This window comes from Nitrospirota bacterium, assembly GCA_016212185.1.
Taxonomy (GTDB): Bacteria; Nitrospirota; Thermodesulfovibrionia; order UBA6902; family DSMQ01; genus JACRGX01.
The window spans coordinates 1-16,606 of sequence record JACRGX010000076.1 but is presented as its reverse complement, the minus strand read 5'-3'; the positions used below and the strand labels follow the sequence as shown (position 1 = coordinate 16,606).

At 42.5% G+C, this 16,606-nt stretch carries 15 protein-coding genes; 10 read left to right on the top strand and 5 right to left on the bottom strand.

Annotated elements, in window-relative coordinates; genetic code table 11:
- Positions 1-147: 147 nt before the first annotated feature.
- From HZA10_09030 to HZA10_09020, 3 genes are read left to right on the top strand one after another with little or no spacing between them, the layout of a single operon-like run.
- On the top strand, positions 148-912 hold the full coding sequence (locus HZA10_09030) for a triose-phosphate isomerase (protein MBI5196452.1): 765 nt from the start codon (positions 148-150) through the stop codon (positions 910-912).
- Between the two features lie 58 nt (positions 913-970).
- A complete protein-coding gene (secG, locus tag HZA10_09025; GenBank protein MBI5196451.1) occupies positions 971-1,336 on the top strand; it encodes a preprotein translocase subunit SecG in 366 nt (121 codons plus the stop codon).
- A gap of 42 nt (positions 1,337-1,378) precedes the next feature.
- Positions 1,379-3,052, top strand: a complete 1,674-nt coding sequence (locus HZA10_09020) for a peptide-binding protein (GenBank protein MBI5196450.1) — start codon at positions 1,379-1,381, stop codon at positions 3,050-3,052.
- Between the two features lie 44 nt (positions 3,053-3,096).
- Here the strand turns inward: HZA10_09020 and ribD are convergent, their stop codons facing one another.
- Positions 3,097-4,218, bottom strand: coding sequence for a bifunctional diaminohydroxyphosphoribosylaminopyrimidine deaminase/5-amino-6-(5-phosphoribosylamino)uracil reductase RibD (gene ribD / locus HZA10_09015; protein ID MBI5196449.1), 1,122 nt, complete (start codon positions 4,216-4,218; stop codon positions 3,097-3,099).
- Positions 4,219-4,308: 90 nt separating this feature from the next.
- On the opposite strand from ribD, the gene HZA10_09010 reads away from it, so the two are divergent.
- On the top strand, positions 4,309-4,722 hold the full coding sequence (locus HZA10_09010) for a HEAT repeat domain-containing protein (protein ID MBI5196448.1): 414 nt from the start codon (positions 4,309-4,311) through the stop codon (positions 4,720-4,722).
- Between the two features lie 95 nt (positions 4,723-4,817).
- Positions 4,818-6,356, top strand: coding sequence for a B12-binding domain-containing radical SAM protein (locus tag HZA10_09005; GenBank protein ID MBI5196447.1), 1,539 nt, complete (start codon positions 4,818-4,820; stop codon positions 6,354-6,356).
- Here the strand turns inward: HZA10_09005 and HZA10_09000 are convergent.
- From HZA10_09000 to HZA10_08990, 3 genes are read right to left on the bottom strand one after another with little or no spacing between them, the layout of a single operon-like run.
- Positions 6,316-8,013 (bottom strand): HAD-IIIA family hydrolase, encoded by a 1,698-nt coding sequence (locus HZA10_09000; protein ID MBI5196446.1) that lies wholly within the window; start codon positions 8,011-8,013, stop codon positions 6,316-6,318. The genes HZA10_09005 and HZA10_09000 overlap by 41 nt on opposite strands.
- Positions 7,997-8,914: a lysophospholipid acyltransferase family protein gene (locus HZA10_08995; GenBank protein ID MBI5196445.1), complete on the bottom strand. Its 918-nt coding sequence runs from the start codon at positions 8,912-8,914 to the stop codon at positions 7,997-7,999. Before HZA10_08995 ends, HZA10_09000 begins: the two co-directional genes overlap by 17 nt.
- On the bottom strand, positions 8,914-11,343 hold the full coding sequence (locus HZA10_08990) for an AAA family ATPase (GenBank protein ID MBI5196444.1): 2,430 nt from the start codon (positions 11,341-11,343) through the stop codon (positions 8,914-8,916). The genes HZA10_08995 and HZA10_08990 overlap by 1 nt, the downstream gene beginning before the upstream one ends.
- 295 nt (positions 11,344-11,638) lie before the next feature.
- Here HZA10_08990 and HZA10_08985 point away from each other — a divergent pair, with 295 nt between their 5' ends.
- The 5 genes from HZA10_08985 (at position 11,639) to HZA10_08965 (ending at position 16,289) form a co-directional block, all read left to right on the top strand.
- Positions 11,639-12,988, top strand: a complete 1,350-nt coding sequence (locus tag HZA10_08985) for a hypothetical protein (protein MBI5196443.1) — start codon at positions 11,639-11,641, stop codon at positions 12,986-12,988.
- A gap of 188 nt (positions 12,989-13,176) precedes the next feature.
- Positions 13,177-14,268: a DNA (cytosine-5-)-methyltransferase gene (dcm, locus tag HZA10_08980; protein ID MBI5196442.1), complete on the top strand. Its 1,092-nt coding sequence runs from the start codon at positions 13,177-13,179 to the stop codon at positions 14,266-14,268.
- Positions 14,207-14,944, top strand: a complete 738-nt coding sequence (locus HZA10_08975; protein ID MBI5196441.1) for a hypothetical protein — start codon at positions 14,207-14,209, stop codon at positions 14,942-14,944. Before dcm ends, HZA10_08975 begins: the two co-directional genes overlap by 62 nt.
- Positions 14,945-14,948: 4 nt before the next feature.
- Positions 14,949-15,359 (top strand): very short patch repair endonuclease, encoded by a 411-nt coding sequence (locus HZA10_08970; protein ID MBI5196440.1) that lies wholly within the window; start codon positions 14,949-14,951, stop codon positions 15,357-15,359.
- Between the two features lie 117 nt (positions 15,360-15,476).
- On the top strand, positions 15,477-16,289 hold the full coding sequence (locus HZA10_08965) for a hypothetical protein (protein MBI5196439.1): 813 nt from the start codon (positions 15,477-15,479) through the stop codon (positions 16,287-16,289).
- 58 nt (positions 16,290-16,347) lie between these two features.
- Here HZA10_08965 and HZA10_08960 read toward each other — a convergent pair.
- The coding region (locus tag HZA10_08960; protein ID MBI5196438.1) for a pyridoxal-phosphate dependent enzyme at positions 16,348-16,606 on the bottom strand (259 nt) is incomplete at its 5' end.

Here is a 16,606-nt window from a genome sequence, read left to right as displayed (position 1 = left end):
GGAAAAGTGAAATATAAGTGATGCAAATCACCGTAGCGACAGAAAGGGCAGAATGAAAGTGATGCAAATCACCATAAGGGCATATTTATATTTTCCCTCACAGTCCCGCCTTGACTTTCTTAGGCAAATTCCACTAAATTACATCTCATGCGCAAACCGCTTATAGCAGCAAACTGGAAGATGAACAAGACCGCCGGAGAGACAGAGGCTTTTATTCTTGCGTTTCTGCCGTCAGTCAGAGAAGCCTCAAGCGTGGATGTTATCATTGCTCCGCCGTTTACGTTTCTGGCAAGTGCATCCCGGCTTTTAAAGACGTCTGCTGTCAAGCTCGCAGCCCAGAACGTATTTTATGAAGAGAAAGGGGCTTTTACCGGCGAGATATCCTCTTCCATGCTGATTGATGCAGGATGCAGTTTAGTAATCATAGGGCATTCAGAAAGAAGACAGTATTTTTCTGAAACCGATGAAATTGTGAATAAGAAGATTAAAACTGCCAGAAAGAACGGTCTTGAGGTCATCCTTTGCATAGGCGAACTGCTTAAGGAAAGGGAGGAAAACAAGACATTTGAAGTCCTTGAAAGGCAGATTTCAGGCTCTTTAAAAGATGTGTCTCTTGAGGGGATGACAATTGCTTATGAGCCGGTCTGGGCAATCGGCACGGGAAAGACTGCCACGCCTGCTCAGGCAAATGAGGCGCATGCCTTTATCAGGCAGAGGCTCAAAAAACAATATGGCGAGGCTGCTGATAATATCAGGATCCTTTACGGAGGGAGCGTGACCCCTGAAAATATTGATTCCCTAATGTTAGAGCCCGAGGTGGATGGCGCACTTGTCGGAGGGGCAAGCCTAAAACCCGACAGTTTTGGTAAAATAGTAGAAGGCGCAAAAATAAAACTAAGAAGTAAGAAGTGAGAACTTAATTTTTTAAGCTCGTATTTCCCGGTTCTCAATTATCAATAGGAGGATTTAAGTGTTTACATTAGTGGTAGTAATTCATCTGATTGCCTCACTGTTTTTGATTTTTATAGTCCTGATTCAGAGCGGCAAGGGCGCTGAAATGGGCGCTGCCTTCGGCGGCTCTACGCAGACCCTTTTTGGAAGCAGGGGCGCTGCCACATTTTTGAGCAAGCTCACGACTGCGGCGGCAATACTCTTTATGCTTACATCTTTGTCCCTGACAATAGTATCTGCAAAAAGCGGGTCGGTTATAAAAGATCAACAGCCTTCTAAGACCTCCCCTGCAAAACCTTCAGGGACAACCGGAGGACCTATTCAGGAAACCGCACCTGCTCAGCAGTCTCCTGCACAAGGGATACCGGCGCAACCGGCAAAGTAAGTGTTTAAGGGGTCAAGGGGTCAAGTGAGAAAAAATTGATACATGAGTCATGATATAAAAAAATCGTCTTTTCCCCTGCATCTTGCATCTTGCATCTTGTATCGTAATATTCTATCCCTGAGGCCTCTAACTCTTTATGCTTTTGCCCTGATAACTTTTGCCTTGTTGTTTGCCGCCTGCGTTAAAGAGCCTCCTGTAAAAAAAACCCAGAGCCTTACTACCGGCTTTCTGGCTGATGCAAAAAGGCTTTTGCCTGTGCTTGCCTCTGACAGCGCATCGGGTGAAATCAGCGGGCTTATATTTAATGGCCTGACCAAGTACGACAAAGACATCAAAATAACCGGAGACCTCGCTGATTCGTGGACCATTTCACCTGACGGGCTTATTATCACATTTAATTTAAAAAAGGGAGTAAAGTGGCAGGACGGGGTTGAGTTTACCGCTGATGATGTCCTGTTTACCTATCAAAAGGTTACAGACCCAAAAGTTGCCACACCTTACAGCAGTAACTACGGACCCGTAAAAAAAGTTGAGGCGCTTGATAAATATACAGTGCGGGTAACGTATTCCGAGCCTTATGCGCCTGCGCTTGAATCATGGGGCATGGGCATAATCCCAAGGCATCTTCTTCAGGGCAAAGACATTAATACCGATGAATTTAACCGCAATCCTGTGGGCACCGGGCCTTATAAACTGAAGGGGTGGGTAACGGGTCAGAAGATTGTCCTTGATGCAAATGACAATTATTTTGAAGGCAGGCCTAAGATTGACCAGTATACCGCCAAAATAACCACTGACCAGTCGGCAATGTTTCTTGAGCTTCAGGCCGGCATTATAGACTTTATGAGCCTGACGCCTACTCAGTTTAAAGTTCAGTCCGAGAAGACGCTTATAAAAAAATTTTTTCAAAAGTTTAACTATCCGGCATTTTCTTACACTTACCTCGGATATAACCTTCTGGACCCCCGTTTTGCGGATAAAAAAGTAAGACAGGCATTGTCACATGCCATCAACAAGGAGGCGATAATCAACGGAGTGCTTTTCGGATACGGCACCCCCTGCACCGGGCCTTTTCCTCCTGAATCATGGGCATACAATCCTAAGGTTAAGACATTTGATTATAATCCTGAACTTGCAAAGGCGCTGCTTAAAGAGTCAGGCTGGATTGCAGGCAAAAGCGGGTTTCTGGAAAAAGACAACCAGCCGTTTTCATTCACCATCCTTGTAAATCAGGGCAATGACGTAAGACTTAAGTCCGCCCAGATAATACAGCAGGACTTTAAAAAGGTCGGGATAGACGTGAAGATTTCAGTGCTTGAATGGCAGACTATGCTGCATGAGTTTATAGACAAGAAAAAGTTTGAGGCGGTTATCCTGGGCTGGGCGCTTTCAAGGGACCCTGATATGTATGATATCTGGCATTCCGCAAAGACAAAGGAAGGGGAGTTTAATTTTATTTCATACAAAAACCCCGAGGTTGACAGGCTCCTGCTTGAGGGAAGAAGGACGTTTGATATTGAAGCAAGAAAAAAGATTTATTTCAAAATACATGAGATGCTGGCAGAGGACCAGCCTTATACTTTTCTTTATGTGCCTGATGCATTGCCGATACTGCATAAGCGGTTTAAAGGTGTGCAAAAGACCGCGCTCGGCATTGCGCACGACTGGCATCTGAACTGGTATGTTCCTAAGAATAAAGCAGAGTGGTATAAATAGGGTTCAAAATTCGTGACGCATAACGCATTACGAATTACGGTTTTTTAAAGGCTGCCTTCCAAAAGCAAATCCTCCCCCATTTTTTTTATCTGTAGATTCTTTATCCTGAACGCATTTTTTAGCAGGGCAGGCGATTTTCCGCCGACAGATGAAATAGAGTCTGAGCCGCCCATTATCTTGGGCGCAATGAAAAACATAACCTTGTCCACGACTTTATCTGAAAGGGCAGAGGCGTTTATTGATGAGCCGCCCTCAATCATCAGACTCATAATATTTAATTTACCAAGTTCTTTCATAAGCGCTTTCAAATCAACCTTCCCGTTTTTTGCCTTGACTATCAGTACCTGAGCGCCAAGGTTCTTTAGTATGTCAACTTTTTTCTGATATCTCCCCTTTATTCCCCCCTTTGACAAAGGGGCCTGCCTGTCCGGTAGGCAGGGGTGAGGGGGGATTGCAGCAATGATTGTTTTCAGGTCTTTATGTTTTATTACTTTTGCATTAAGCGGTATCCTGAGACTTGTGTCAACTATTACTCTGTAAGGATTTTTACCGCCCCTGATTCTGGACGTCAGCGATGGGTTGTCTTTTAAAACAGTTCCGATGCCTGTGAGCACAGCATCCACGCTACTGCGGAGTTTGTGGACATACCTCCTTGAATTTTCGCCTGTAATCCATTTGGACCGGCCCTTTGACGTTGCGATTTTGCCGTCAATACTCTGGGCGATTTTTAATATTACAAAAGGCTCTTTTTTAGTGATGAATTTAATAAACGCCTCATTCAGTTTTTTTGCCTCTTTTTCCATAATCCCGTATTCTGTTTTGATGCCTGCGTTCGCAAGCTCTTTAATGCCTCTGCCGTTGACTTTAGGGTTTGGGTCTTTCATTGCCACTACTACTTTTTTAATTTCCGAATTGATGATTGATTTAGTGCATGGGGGGGTTCTCTTGTCGGTATGACAGCAGGGTTCAAGCGTTATAAAAAGCGTTGCTCCCCTGGCCCTTGTTCCTGCCTTTTTCAGGGCAAGAATCTCTGCATGAGGCATGCCTGCCTTCCTGTGGTAGTCTGCCGCAATTATCTTATTGCCCCTGACGATGACCGCGCCTACCATGGGATTAGGGCTTGTCATGCCGGTCCCTTTTGCGGCAAGGGCTAAGGCTTTTTTCATGAAGAATTCTTTAGTCATAATTAGTAATCATTTTACCAAAAAGAGAGAGAAATGGGGCATAATCCGGCAGGCCTGTGATATTATAGATTCATGGGACAGTCTACTGAAACTAAAGAGATGATTGCCGATTATATGGAAAACGGTTTTCTGAACGACATAATAGATATGTTTAAGAACGACAGGAGACTGTTCACATTTTTAGGCGGTTTGATTGCAGATGAAAGAAGCAGAGTGAGGCTCGGCACTGTTGCTCTTGTTGAGGAACTGCGGGAAATGTACATTAATGAAATTGCCAGAGCCATCCCTGACATAGCGGAAAGTCTTAATGCCGTAAACCCGATTATCAGGGCTGATGCCGCATATCTTTTAGGAGTAATTAACCATAAAAATGCATTGCCTTATTTGTCAAAAGCTGTCAATGATGAAAATCCGCTTGTAAGAGAGGCCGTGGAGGAAACCATAGCTTTTATATCAGACCTGTCAGAAGAAATCGGGACCAATTAAACAGGACGCATTGACAGGGATTCAATCAACGTGGTAATATTACTTACTTTGACGCCGCAAGCTAAGTGGTCCCTAAATTGAATAAGCCGTCCGATATGAAGATACTTCTTGTATATCCCAAGACCCCTGATACTTTCTGGAGTTTTAAGCACGCCTTAAAATTTATCTCTAAAAAGGCAAGCCTTCCTCCTCTCGGTTTACTGACTGTTGCCGCAATGCTGCCTGAGGAATGGGAGAAAAAGCTTGTGGATATGAATATTTCAGACCTGCATGATGAAGAAATTAATTGGGCTGATTATGTTTTTATCAGCGGTATGTCAATACAGAAAAATACTGCACGGGAGGTTATCTCCCGCTGTAAAAAATTAGGCGTTAAGACAGTGGCGGGCGGTCCTCTTTTCACGAGCAGTCATGATGAATTTCCTGAGGCGGATTATCTGGTTTTGAATGAGGCTGAAATCACACTGCCGCAATTTTTGGAGGATTTGAAAAACGGGTGCGCCAAGCGTATTTACATCGCCGGTGATATAAAGGCGAGTGTTTTGGAGACGCCTATCCCGCTCTGGAGACTTGCCGATATAAAAAAATACGCGTCTATGAATCTTCAGTATTCGCGGGGCTGTCCTTTTAATTGTGAATTTTGCGATATTACAATGCTCTACGGACATGCGCCGAGGACCAAGGACAAGTACCAGGTTATAGCGGAACTGGAGGCAATATATTCAATGGGCTGGAGGAGCGGAGTATTTTTTGTTGATGATAATTTTATCGGCAATAAGAGAAAATTAAAAACAGAAATCCTGCCTGCCATTATAGAATGGATGGCAATAAGAAGGCATCCGTTTACCTTTATTACACAGTTGTCCATAAACCTGTCTGATGATGAAGATCTTATGCAGTTGATGGTGCAGGCAGGTTTTGATACTGTATTCATCGGCATTGAAACTCCTAATGAAGAAAGCCTGTCTGAATGCAGTAAGTCACAGAACAAAATGCGCGACCTTATATCCTGCGTCAAAAAAATCCAGAACTTCGGGCTTCAGGTTCAGGCCGGGTTTATCGTTGGTTTTGATAATGACCCGCTCTCAATATTTCATACACAGATTAAATTCATTCAGGAAAGCGGGATTGCTACTGCTATGGTTGGTTTGTTAAATGCGCTCCGCGGCACCAGGCTGTACCACCGGCTTAAGGATGAAAACCGTTTATTAAAGGATGTCACCGGGGATAATACGGACTGTTCAATAAATTTCATCCCCAAAATGCAGCATGAGACTCTTGTTGACGGGTATAAGAAAATCATCAATAAAATCTATTCGCCGAATCATTATTATGAGCGCGTCAGGACGTTTTTAAGAGAGTACAGGCCTCTGGATAACAGGGCGGTTTTTCAATTGCGCCTTGATCATTTCAACGCATTTTTCAAATCCATTTTGATTCTGGGTGTGGTAGGGAAAGAGAGATTTCAATATTGGAAGCTTCTCCTCTGGACTATGTACAGGCGGCCTAAACTTTTCCCTCTGTCGGTCACTCTGGCAATTTACGGCTTTCATTTCAGAAAGGTTTTTGAGAATCACGTGAGAAATAGTTCTCTTAGTCTTTCTGTTCCAGAATCCACTTTACCGCCTCTTTAAAATTCACTGCAACATAATCCGCAGTTTCTTCATCTTGTGCTGTTGTGCTTGACCCCTTAATCACTTGACCCCTTGAGTCTTCGGACCCTTTTAAAAGAAGTATCCCTTTTGCGCCTGCCTGTCTGGCGGCAAGCGCATCCAGCGGTTTATCACCTATCATATAAGATGCTTTCAGATTTACTCCGTGTTCAGAGCGGGCTTTCCTTAAGAGCCTCGTTTCCGGCTTTCTGCAGATACAGTTGTCGTCAGGATGATGGGGACAGTAGTAAAATGCGTCAATGCCGAGCGTTTTCTGCAGGTAGGCATTTGACTCCTTTACAAATTTTTTGCTCACAATCCCCCTTGCAATTCCGGACTGGTTTGTTATGCCGATAAGTTTAAACCCCGCTGATTTTAATTTCATTAAACTTTCAGGGATATCCGGTAGTATTTTCAGCCTGTCAAATGAATTCAGATAATTTGCATCTTCTATAATTGTTCCGTCTCTGTCAAGGAATACCGCCCTTTCTTTCGGCAGGACTTCTGTTAATGCGTTAAACACGTCGTCAACATTGACAGCTTCCATGCAGTTAAGATGTCCTTCAGGGCATTTTCTTTTTAAACAAGGACTGCATGAAAGTTCCTTGCTGATAACTTTGTGCCTTGCCCCGAGTGGTCCTGTTGCATTCGGGTCTGTTGAACCGAAGATTGCAACCAGAGGTACAGACATTGCAGATGCAATGTGCATGGGTCCTGAATCGTTTGTAATAAATGCATCACACTCTGAAATTAATGCCGCAAGCTGTCTAAGGCTGGTCTTTCCCGCAAGATTAAGTATGCGTGATGCGTAATGCGTAATGCGTAATGGGTTAGAGAATGGTAGAGGGCTGTTAACTGTTAGTTTTTTACCTGGGGCTGATTGTTCACCGTTAACCAGTCTGATTATCTCGTCTGTGATTTCAAGTTCAGATTTACTCCCGAAAAGTATTACATTTCCATTTAACTCAACTATTATCCTGCGGATTAATCCGGCAAATTTCTTAGGCACCCATCTCTTTGCAGAGCCGTAAGCCGCGCCGGGGTTGATGCCGATAATAAGGGATGAAGGATGAAGGATGAAGGATGAATTAAGAAGGTTTCTTGCCTCGTATGCTTCGTCTTTTTTTAGATAAATATAGGGTTCTATGCCGCAGGGTTCAATGTTTAATGCCTCTTTCAGCAGGTTCAGATAATAATAAACCTGATGCAGGCGAGTAATTTTTTTACCGTTTTTACGCTGAACGCTGAACGCTGAACGCTGAACGGTCACTATCTTTGTAAGCAATAAACTTCTGCAGTCTGTGCCGTAGCCTATTCTTGCCGGTATTCCTGAAAGCCATGCAACAAGAGCGGCGTCAAAGGCATTTTGAAGAAGTATTGCCATATCAAATTTTTTTGCGCGCAGTATCTTTGCAAGTTTGAATTTCCCGGCAGCCGTATTAAACCTGTCCTCATAGATGATGATTTCGTTTATGTCCGGGCTTTCTTCAAATATCCCTGAACCCCACGGTTTTACGAGCAGGCTGATGTAGGCGTCGGGATATGCCACCCTGACTGCGCGGACTGCCGGTAGAGTAAGGACGGCGTCGCCGATCCAGTTGACTCCTCTTATGAGAATTTTTTTAGTACAGTCTGCCATGACTTAATTTCCAGCGCCTGTGAATCCATAACCATTCCGCCGGAGTTTCCTTTATATATTTTTCTATACTGCTTAAAAAAAGCCTTGTGTTGGAAACAGTATCATGCTCTATGTTTCCGGTTTCCATGATTGTTATTTCTTCTTCATACCATGCGCGGTGCCTGCCTCCTCCGAGATATTTGATAAATATAGGCACAACTGCGGCGCCTGTCTTTATTGCAAGCAGTGCGGGTATTTTCATAGCATAGACCTTTTCTCCCAAAAATTCTGTTATCACGGCCTCGTTTTCTGTTACGCTCTGGTCCATGAGAATGCCGGCAGTCCCGCCTTTTTTCAGTATACCGAGCACCTCTTTAAGGGCGCCTGATTTGTAAACAACTTTATTCCCGAATTTTGTCCTGAGCCTTTCTAAAAACCTGTTCAGATAAGGATTATTCATCTGTCTTGCAACTACAGAGAGCGGAAATCCATTCCGTGAACATGCAAGCGACAATAATTCCCAGTTCCCGCAATGCCCTGTAATTATGAGGACTCCCCGCCCTTTTTCTTTTGCTTTTTTATAGTGTGCGATGCCTTCAAAGGTGATGTCTTTCATAAGAGAATCCCTTCCGAATGAAATCAATGAAAGTTCTGAAAAGGACCTGCCGAGGGATATGAAATGACTGCGCACTGTCTTTGACGGGGAGGCTGAAAGCGTTAATCCTCCGTTTTGCGCTATCTCAATATTTTTAAGGGCAATTCTTCTCCGTTTACCCAGCAGAAAAAACAAGCAAAGCCCGAGGAATTCACCTGCCATAAGCGACAGCCTCTTTGGGAGGCTTCCGAAAATCAGCATGATGAAAATGCATAAAGCGGCTTCAATAAGCCGCAGGATAGTTTGCCTCCGGAGGGACTTTTGCATTACTTATTGTTTTTTTCTTTTCCTGCCTCGTTGCTATTCTCTGATTCTTTTTTCTCCTTCATGGCCTCAGAGAACTCCTGGAGTTTTTTTGCAACGAGGGAATTCATCGTACCCTCAGGGTAGTTCCCGTCGGGCTGCAGTTCTCCCGGCTTGATACCTGTGAGGTACTCTATGCCGTCTTCTATATTATCAATTGCGTATATGCTGAATTTTCCGTTCCTGACAGCATCAATCACCTCTTTTTTGAGCATCAGGTTTTTAATATTCCTGCCCGGGATAATTACAGCGTGCATTCCGTCAAGCCCGGAGATTTTGCAGACTTCAAAAAACCCTTCAATTTTTTCGTTGACACCGCCTATCGGCTGAACCTCTCCGTGCTGATTCATAGAGCCGGTTATGGCAACCGACTGTTTTACCGGGATTCCCGAGATGCTGCTTAAAAGAGCGTAGACTTCAGCGCAGGTTGCGCTGTCGCCTTCAACCCCGCCGTAGAGCTGTTCAAACGTAAGTGACGCCGAAAGGGTGAGCGATTGTTTTTTTGCATATTTTCCGCCAAGGTAGGCAATAAGGATCATTATTGCCTTTTCATGAATTTTCCCGCTCATTTTTGTTTCCCTCTCAATATTTACTATGCCTGCCTTGCCGATGTAAGTCTTTGCGGTGATTCTTGACGGGACGCCGAACCTGTAGTCTCCGAGGTCAATGACCGAAAGCCCGTTAATCTGCCCGATTACAGAGCCGCTTGTAGCCATAAGTATTGTGCCTTCCTGAATAGCCTCCTGTATTTTTTTCTCAACCTTGTTGTGGCGGTAGGCCTTTTCGTCAAACGCCTGCTTTACATGGGAAGCATTTACAATAGTGCTTTTCTCTTTTTTTGCCCAGTGGTCTGCTTCCTTTAATATGTCGACGATCTCGCTAAATTTTACTGAAAGCTTTCCCTGGTGTTCTGCAAGCCTTGAGCCGTATTCAACTATTTTTGCAATGCCGCTGCGGTCAAACGGCAGCAGCCCTTTTTCCGCACACTTTGTCCGCATAAAGCCTGCGTATTTCAGCATGTTTTCATTATTCCTGTTCATGCGGTTTTCAAAATCAGCCTTAACCTTAAAGAGCTCGCTGTATTCTTCATCAAGGTTATAAAGCATGTAGTAAAGCCATGGGTTTCCGACCAGCACGACCTTTACGTTGAAGGGTACTGCCTCAGGCCTTAATGTTACGGTTGAGATAAGCCGGTATTGCTCCCAGACGTCTTCAATCCGTATTTCCCTGTCCTTGATTGTTCTTTTCAGAGCATCATAGGCAAAAATATTTTTGAGAAGGTCCATGGCGTCAATGACAAGATAGCCTCCGTTTGCCTTGTGCAGGGAGCCTGCCTTTATCATACTGAAGTCGGTTATAGCCATGCCGTATTGGAGTTTATGTTCAATCCTTCCAAAGAGATTGTAATACGTAGGGTTGCTTTCAATTACAACGGGCGCGCCTTTCTGACCGCTGTTGTTTATAAGTACATTTACCGAGTATCTTATGAATGACGGCTCTGTTTTTACGGGCTTCATAAATGGCAGCACCGCAGGCTGTTCTTCCTGAGGCTTGAAATCATCAAGATGTTCAAGAATATCTTCCTTTACATCGTCAAGAAAGCCGGACACCTTAGGGGTTTCTTTATATTTATTTTTAATTTCATCAATTAAATGACCGACTGCCGACAGCGCAGCCTGTCTTTCCAGTTGGACTATCTTCTCTTTAACCTTTTTTTCCGCTTCTCTTACCAGCCTTACGACATCATCAAGCTTTTCCTGAAGCTGTCTTCCGATCTCCTCTACCTTTTTCCTTACTTTTGGTTCAAGGCTTTCGTATTCTTCCTCGCTCAGAGATTCACCTGTCTTTTTTACCGGGACCAGCGCAAGACCGCTTACGGTCTTGCGTAATGAAAAATCTTTTTCCTTAACCTCCTGCTCAAGCTCTGAAAAAAGCACCTTTTGCTTTTGCTGGAATTCCTCAAAGGTCTTGGTTCTCTGCTTTTCATACTCTTTTGATTCAAAGACCTTTGGTATTTCCTGTTTCAGGATATTTACCAATTCATCCATATCCTTCTGAAAGGACATGCCTTTTCCTGGCGGAAGGCTCAGTGAGTTCGGCACATCGGGATTTTTAAAATTATAGACATAGCACCAGTCGTCAGGCACATGCTCGTCCTTTGCCTTTTCAGAGAGGATGGCTTTAATCGTAGTCATTTTGCCTGTGCCGCTCTCGCCTAAGATATAAATGTTAAATCCGTGGCTGTCAATTCCCAGACCGAAATCCAGCGCTTTTAAGGCCCGCTCCTGTACAATGGTTTCTTTTAATGAAGGGATATCATCGGTTGAATTAAACGGCAGTTCTGACGGTTCGCAGCATTTGTAGAGATTTTCCATTTCCACTTTCTTAATCATTTATTGTCCTCCGTATATTCTTCGCAATTCTTAACTCTTTACTCCTGACTCCTAACTCTTAACTCCCGACTGTTGTCAGATGTTGACATTATAGCTATGAATTACTTTATTGACAAGAGGTTTTTTAACCCGCCGGCTGTAAATGCAGAACTCCCCAATAGAGACCAATAATAAATTACTCAATGTGTAGGCTATTTGCTTGACATCTCCCTTTTTTCGCCATATAATGCTGCTAAATATAGGATAAGTTTAAATGTAAATGTTATGCGTACAAAGCAAAGAAAGATATAAGCTTATGAAACTTTCAATACCTCCTCTTGAAATTTCTGAAACTGAGGGCTTTGCCAATGGAAAGGATATTTTTAAACGAAAACCTTTTGGAGAAGCCTTATATAAATTAATATCAAATATTGAGGATGAACTAATTATTGCATTAGACGCTAAATGGGGAGAGGGGAAAACTACATTCATAAAAATGTGGAGAGGCTACCTAACTGAAAACAACATTAAAAGCATATATTTTGACGCTTTCTCAAATGATTACATGGATGACCCCTTTACCGCACTTTCTGGTGAGATTTACGATTTGGCAAAAGCTCTGAAGGTGCCAGAAGAAAAGATAAAGAAATATAAAGATAAAGCCGTTCAAGCCAGCAAAGTGTTGCTAAAGTCAGGTATGAAAATAGGAATAAAAGCATTAACGATAGGTGTACTTGATGGAACGGAATTGGAAAACTTAGGCGCTGATAAAGATATTGCTGACGAAGCAGCAAAAACAACCGAACAATATTTATCACACGTTTTTGATAACTACAAAGAAGATAAGGCATGTCTTAATAATTTTCGTTTGACTTTACAGGAGCTGGCTGGTGCTGTGTCGAGCGATGGTAAACCGGTAGTTTTTATAATTGATGAACTTGATAGGTGTAAGCCAACATTTGCGCTTGAACTCCTTGAAAAAATAAAACATGTCTTCTCCGTACAAAAGATTGTTTTTGTTCTAGTAATGAATCGTGAACAAATTGAAGAATCAGTAAGATGTCAATATGGTTCTGGCATTAAGGCTAATCAATATCTTCAAAAATTTGTAAATATTTGGTGCTCTCTTCCTAAAAATGCGTCAAAATATGGAAGTGATTTATGGACGTACTACCATCATTTAATGAAATTACACAACTATCAAATTACTTCACAACATGATGAAAATCTTAACGATTTCATGAAAGATTATATAGGACATTGCTCATTATCATTGAGAGAACTGGAGCAAATAGTAGTCAACATAATATTAGTAAAAACTACCATGTACTCACTAAACAACTATCATGAAATCCTTATCCCATTTCTTGCCATCGTTAAGGTTGCTAATCCAGGGATTTACCAAAAATTAAGAGAAAGCAAGTGTACGTATGAAGAACTATATGATAGTTTTGACTTGCAATATTTAGTAACCGATTGGTTTGAAGGCAAAAATGAAAAACACCCGCTAACTTGGCTTCTTAGATATTGTTTGATGAGTGACGAGGATTTAAAGAAAATAGAGCCAAAAGATTATTTTGCTAAAACTGGAATGTATGATTCACAAAGACAAAGTGTTATTCCTTTTATATTTAACTCTATGTCTACATTTACATTTACACAGTAATGTTCAGTGAACGCTTAATAGGTTGTGCAGCTAAACGAATGCCACAGGTCCCTTTTTTAGCCAGTGGTAGTTTTAGGTTTGCAAATCGTTTTTTGCTTTTCAACGTCATACAGTGGCACTCGTCAGTCATCAAGGCGTTATGCATTTAAGTAATTGAACAACTTACGCTGATAATGGTAACTTATAGCATGTCAAATTTGATTAAGAAAAACGGCAAGGCAATTAGATTCATTGATTTATTCTGTGGCATTGGTGGATTTCGTTTGGCAATTGAGCAAGCTGCTGCTGATTTAGGAATACCTATTAAATGTAAGTTTTCCAGTGATATAGACGAAGATTGCCAGAAAGCTTATGAAGCAAACTTCGGAGAGAAACCCATCGGAGATATTACAGCAATCAACGCCGAGGATATACCAGACCATGACATTCTTCTTGCTGGTTTTCCATGTCAGCCTTTCAGCATTATTGGACACAGACATGGATTTAAAGACACTCGTGGCACTCTTTTCTTTGATATTGCCCGCATACTTAAAGCAAAGCAGCCATCTGTATTTTTACTAGAGAACGTTAAGTTGTTAGCAGGACATAATAACGGCAAGACACTCAAGCGGATTATGCAGGCATTAAGAGAGTTAGGGTATTATGCTGATTTTCGTGTTTTAAACGCGCTGAATTTTGGACTTCCCCAAAAGAGAGAGCGTATTTTTATCATCGGATTTAAAAAACCTTGTTCATTTGATTGGCCGGAAGGCGGCATATCCATGACCCCGTTGCATGAGATTTTAGAAGACTATGTGCCTGAACAATACTATGCCTCAGAACATATCAGAAAGAACCGACTAAAAAAACATAAGCTCACAAAAGAACCGACAATCTGGCATGAAAATAAAGCGGGACATATCAGCGCATATCCATATTCCTGCGCTTTGCGTGCTGGAGCTTCATACAACTATTTGTTAGTTAACGGCGAGAGAAGGCTTACTCTGCGTGAAATGTTACGGTTACAAGGATTCCCAGATAGCTTTAACATCATATGTAATTATAGTCAAACCAGAAAGCAGGCGGGTAACAGCCTTCCAGTGCCTGTAGCCAAAGCGGTTCTAAGAAATTTATTCATAGCGCATAGCTGGCATAACAGCTACAACGAATATGATTACTACAATCTTCAATATCCAATAGTTAATGGACAGGTAACGATGCTCGAAGAAAGGGCAAAATATGGCAAAAAGTCCAAAATTAAGAACGGTAGAGAAATACAAGCCGCCATATCTGCTAAATAAATTCCCAAAAGAATTTGCACTTAATTTGGGACGCGAGCTTGTGTATTTACTTGCATCGCGTGGGACGGCAAGACTGGAAGGTCCAGATTGGGAAGAAATATTTGCTCGACTTGTCGGCGCAAAATGGAAACCCTCAAATGTCGGTTTAGACGATGTAGTTCTCCAACAAACAGCATGGGGAGCTAAGACAGTTAAGAACAGAAAACCTTCAACAGTTTCTAAAATCCGCCTGATATCTGGCCGGAATTCTCCTGTTTATTCTTTTGGCGACCGCGAAATTAGCGAGTGCGACCCGAATGAACTCGGAGAGAAGATTCTCTCCATCTGGAACGAACGGGTAGCAAGTATTCGCAAACTCTACAAACACGTCAGGACAGTGGTTTTGATTAAGTCCGATGACCTGCTGGAAGCGGCAGTCTTTGAGTTTGAAACTATTTTGTACAGAGTTGAGAACTTCTGGTGGCAGTGGAACGAGAGAAACAATCTTGAGGGATTTGGCAAGGACAGCAAGCAGCACATCTTCACATGGCAGCCTCACGGTTCCCAGTTTACCATCATAGAAGACGTGCCTGACGACATACTTGCGATACGAATTAAGCAACCTCCACAAGTAGACCGCGCCGACATCCTCAAGGCAATCAAATTTGATGATTCTTGGATAGAAATCATTAAGTGACAATATGGATACCTTTTCAAAATCTGAACGCTCAAAAATAATGGCAAGCGTGAAGTCCCGAGGCAATAAATCCACAGAGCTTCAGTTTGTTTCTATCCTCAAGGACAAGGGCATCACAGGATGGCGTCGTAATTATCCTTTGATCGGCAATCCAGATTTTGTTTTTCTGAGAGAGAGAACCGCTGTGTTTATTGATGGTTGCTTTTGGCATAGTTGCCCCTTGCATTGCCGAATGCCAGCTTCAAATGAAAACTACTGGAACAACAAGATTGAAAAAAATAAAATTAGAGACAAGAAGATAACAAGAACATTGAGGGCAAAGGGCTGGCAAGTGATTAGAGTCTGGGAACACGAAATCAAGTCAAACAAAGTTAATCATAAATTAAACAGAATGCACAATAAGTCACTGCGCTGAATGCAGACCACAGGACGCTTTTCAGGCTTGCAGTGACTTGTAGTTAGCGGATTGTCTTTTGGCACGTTTAAGTCATTCGGTGGTCTGCATCAGTGAGTTGTGCGTTAGGTTGTCAAAATGGCTATATACCCTCCAGCCAATATTTGCGTTTACTGTGGCTCATCAGAAAGACCTCTTTCTGATGAGCACATTATTCCGCTTTCACTCCATGGATGGGAAGTATTGCAGAAAGCAAGCTGTAATAGTTGTGCTGATATTACCAAAAAATTTGAGCAAAGAGTCGCCAGGAACATGTATTGGCCATATAGGGCGAAGTATAACTTTCCTACGCGCCGCAAGAAAGATAGACCTAATAAGTTTCCTATAACCTTTGTCAAGCATGATGGAAACGAGGTTAAGGTAAAATTGCCGGTTGAGGAACACCCTAACTTTTATCTTTCTCTATTGCTTCCTGAGCCATGTCTCATTGCAGGGAGGGAACTGTCGAATTCAAATCCAGAAATGAAGGTTGAGCTGAAAGGAGATAAAAAAAGTTTAGATAAATTGATGGCTGAATCTGGATATCCATGTGTAAAAATTGATTGCGTAGCAATGTGGGGTGATCTGTGTCGTTTGATTGCTAAAATTGCGCATAGCTATGTGTTTGCTGTCTTAAGGGGTAATGGGTATTTATCTTTACTTCCAGAAGTTATACTCGGTGACAACGAATATATATCACACTATATAGGTGGAATTAAAGAATCTGAACTCAGTAGCATAGTCAATCAACTGACTGTCAATCTCGAAGAAATAAATGATGAGTATTATCTCGTGGTGTATGTGCAGCTGCTACTAATAGGTAGCTTGCCAATCTACAAAGCCATAGCTGGTAAAGTTACAGATATAGATGCTGTTTTGTCTCAAATAGCAAAAGCAGTAAGTGAGAGTTAATATGACCTAACTATGGCGTCAAGTGGACACTGGAAAGCGCGGCGGCTTAACTGCCGCATCAGCCCGCCGGATTAAAAAGCCCCGTGCTTAAATATCTGTCTCCGCGGTCCGGGAAGACAACGACAATTTTTTTATCTTTTCCGATTTTCTGCGATACTTTAAGCGCCGCCCATAAGGCCGCGCCTGAGGAAATGCCTGCAAGAATGCCTTCTTTCACGGCAAGCTGTCTTGTCATATCAGCCGCATCTGCATTGGCAACGGTAATTATTTCATCATAAATTTTTGTATTTAAAACCCCAGGATAAAAACCCGCGCCT

Bases quoted from the DNA above. Each gene is read 5' to 3' on its own strand.
- HZA10_09030 (MBI5196452.1), top strand. From the start codon at position 148: ATGCGCAAACCGCTTATAGCAGCAAACTGGAAGATGAACAAGACCGCC.
- HZA10_09020 (MBI5196450.1), top strand. From the start codon at position 1,379: ATGAGTCATGATATAAAAAAATCGTCTTTTCCCCTGCATCTTGCATCT.
- ribD (MBI5196449.1), bottom strand. From the start codon at position 4,218: ATGAAAAAAGCCTTAGCCCTTGCCGCAAAAGGGACCGGCATGACAAGC.
- HZA10_09010 (MBI5196448.1), top strand. From the start codon at position 4,309: ATGGGACAGTCTACTGAAACTAAAGAGATGATTGCCGATTATATGGAA.
- HZA10_09005 (MBI5196447.1), top strand. From the start codon at position 4,818: ATGAAGATACTTCTTGTATATCCCAAGACCCCTGATACTTTCTGGAGT.
- HZA10_09000 (MBI5196446.1), bottom strand. From the start codon at position 8,013: ATGGCAGACTGTACTAAAAAAATTCTCATAAGAGGAGTCAACTGGATC.
- HZA10_08995 (MBI5196445.1), bottom strand. From the start codon at position 8,914: ATGCAAAAGTCCCTCCGGAGGCAAACTATCCTGCGGCTTATTGAAGCC.
- HZA10_08990 (MBI5196444.1), bottom strand. From the start codon at position 11,343: ATGATTAAGAAAGTGGAAATGGAAAATCTCTACAAATGCTGCGAACCG.
- HZA10_08985 (MBI5196443.1), top strand. From the start codon at position 11,639: ATGAAACTTTCAATACCTCCTCTTGAAATTTCTGAAACTGAGGGCTTT.
- dcm (MBI5196442.1), top strand. From the start codon at position 13,177: ATGTCAAATTTGATTAAGAAAAACGGCAAGGCAATTAGATTCATTGAT.
- HZA10_08975 (MBI5196441.1), top strand. From the start codon at position 14,207: ATGGCAAAAAGTCCAAAATTAAGAACGGTAGAGAAATACAAGCCGCCA.
- HZA10_08970 (MBI5196440.1), top strand. From the start codon at position 14,949: ATGGATACCTTTTCAAAATCTGAACGCTCAAAAATAATGGCAAGCGTG.
- HZA10_08965 (MBI5196439.1), top strand. From the start codon at position 15,477: ATGGCTATATACCCTCCAGCCAATATTTGCGTTTACTGTGGCTCATCA.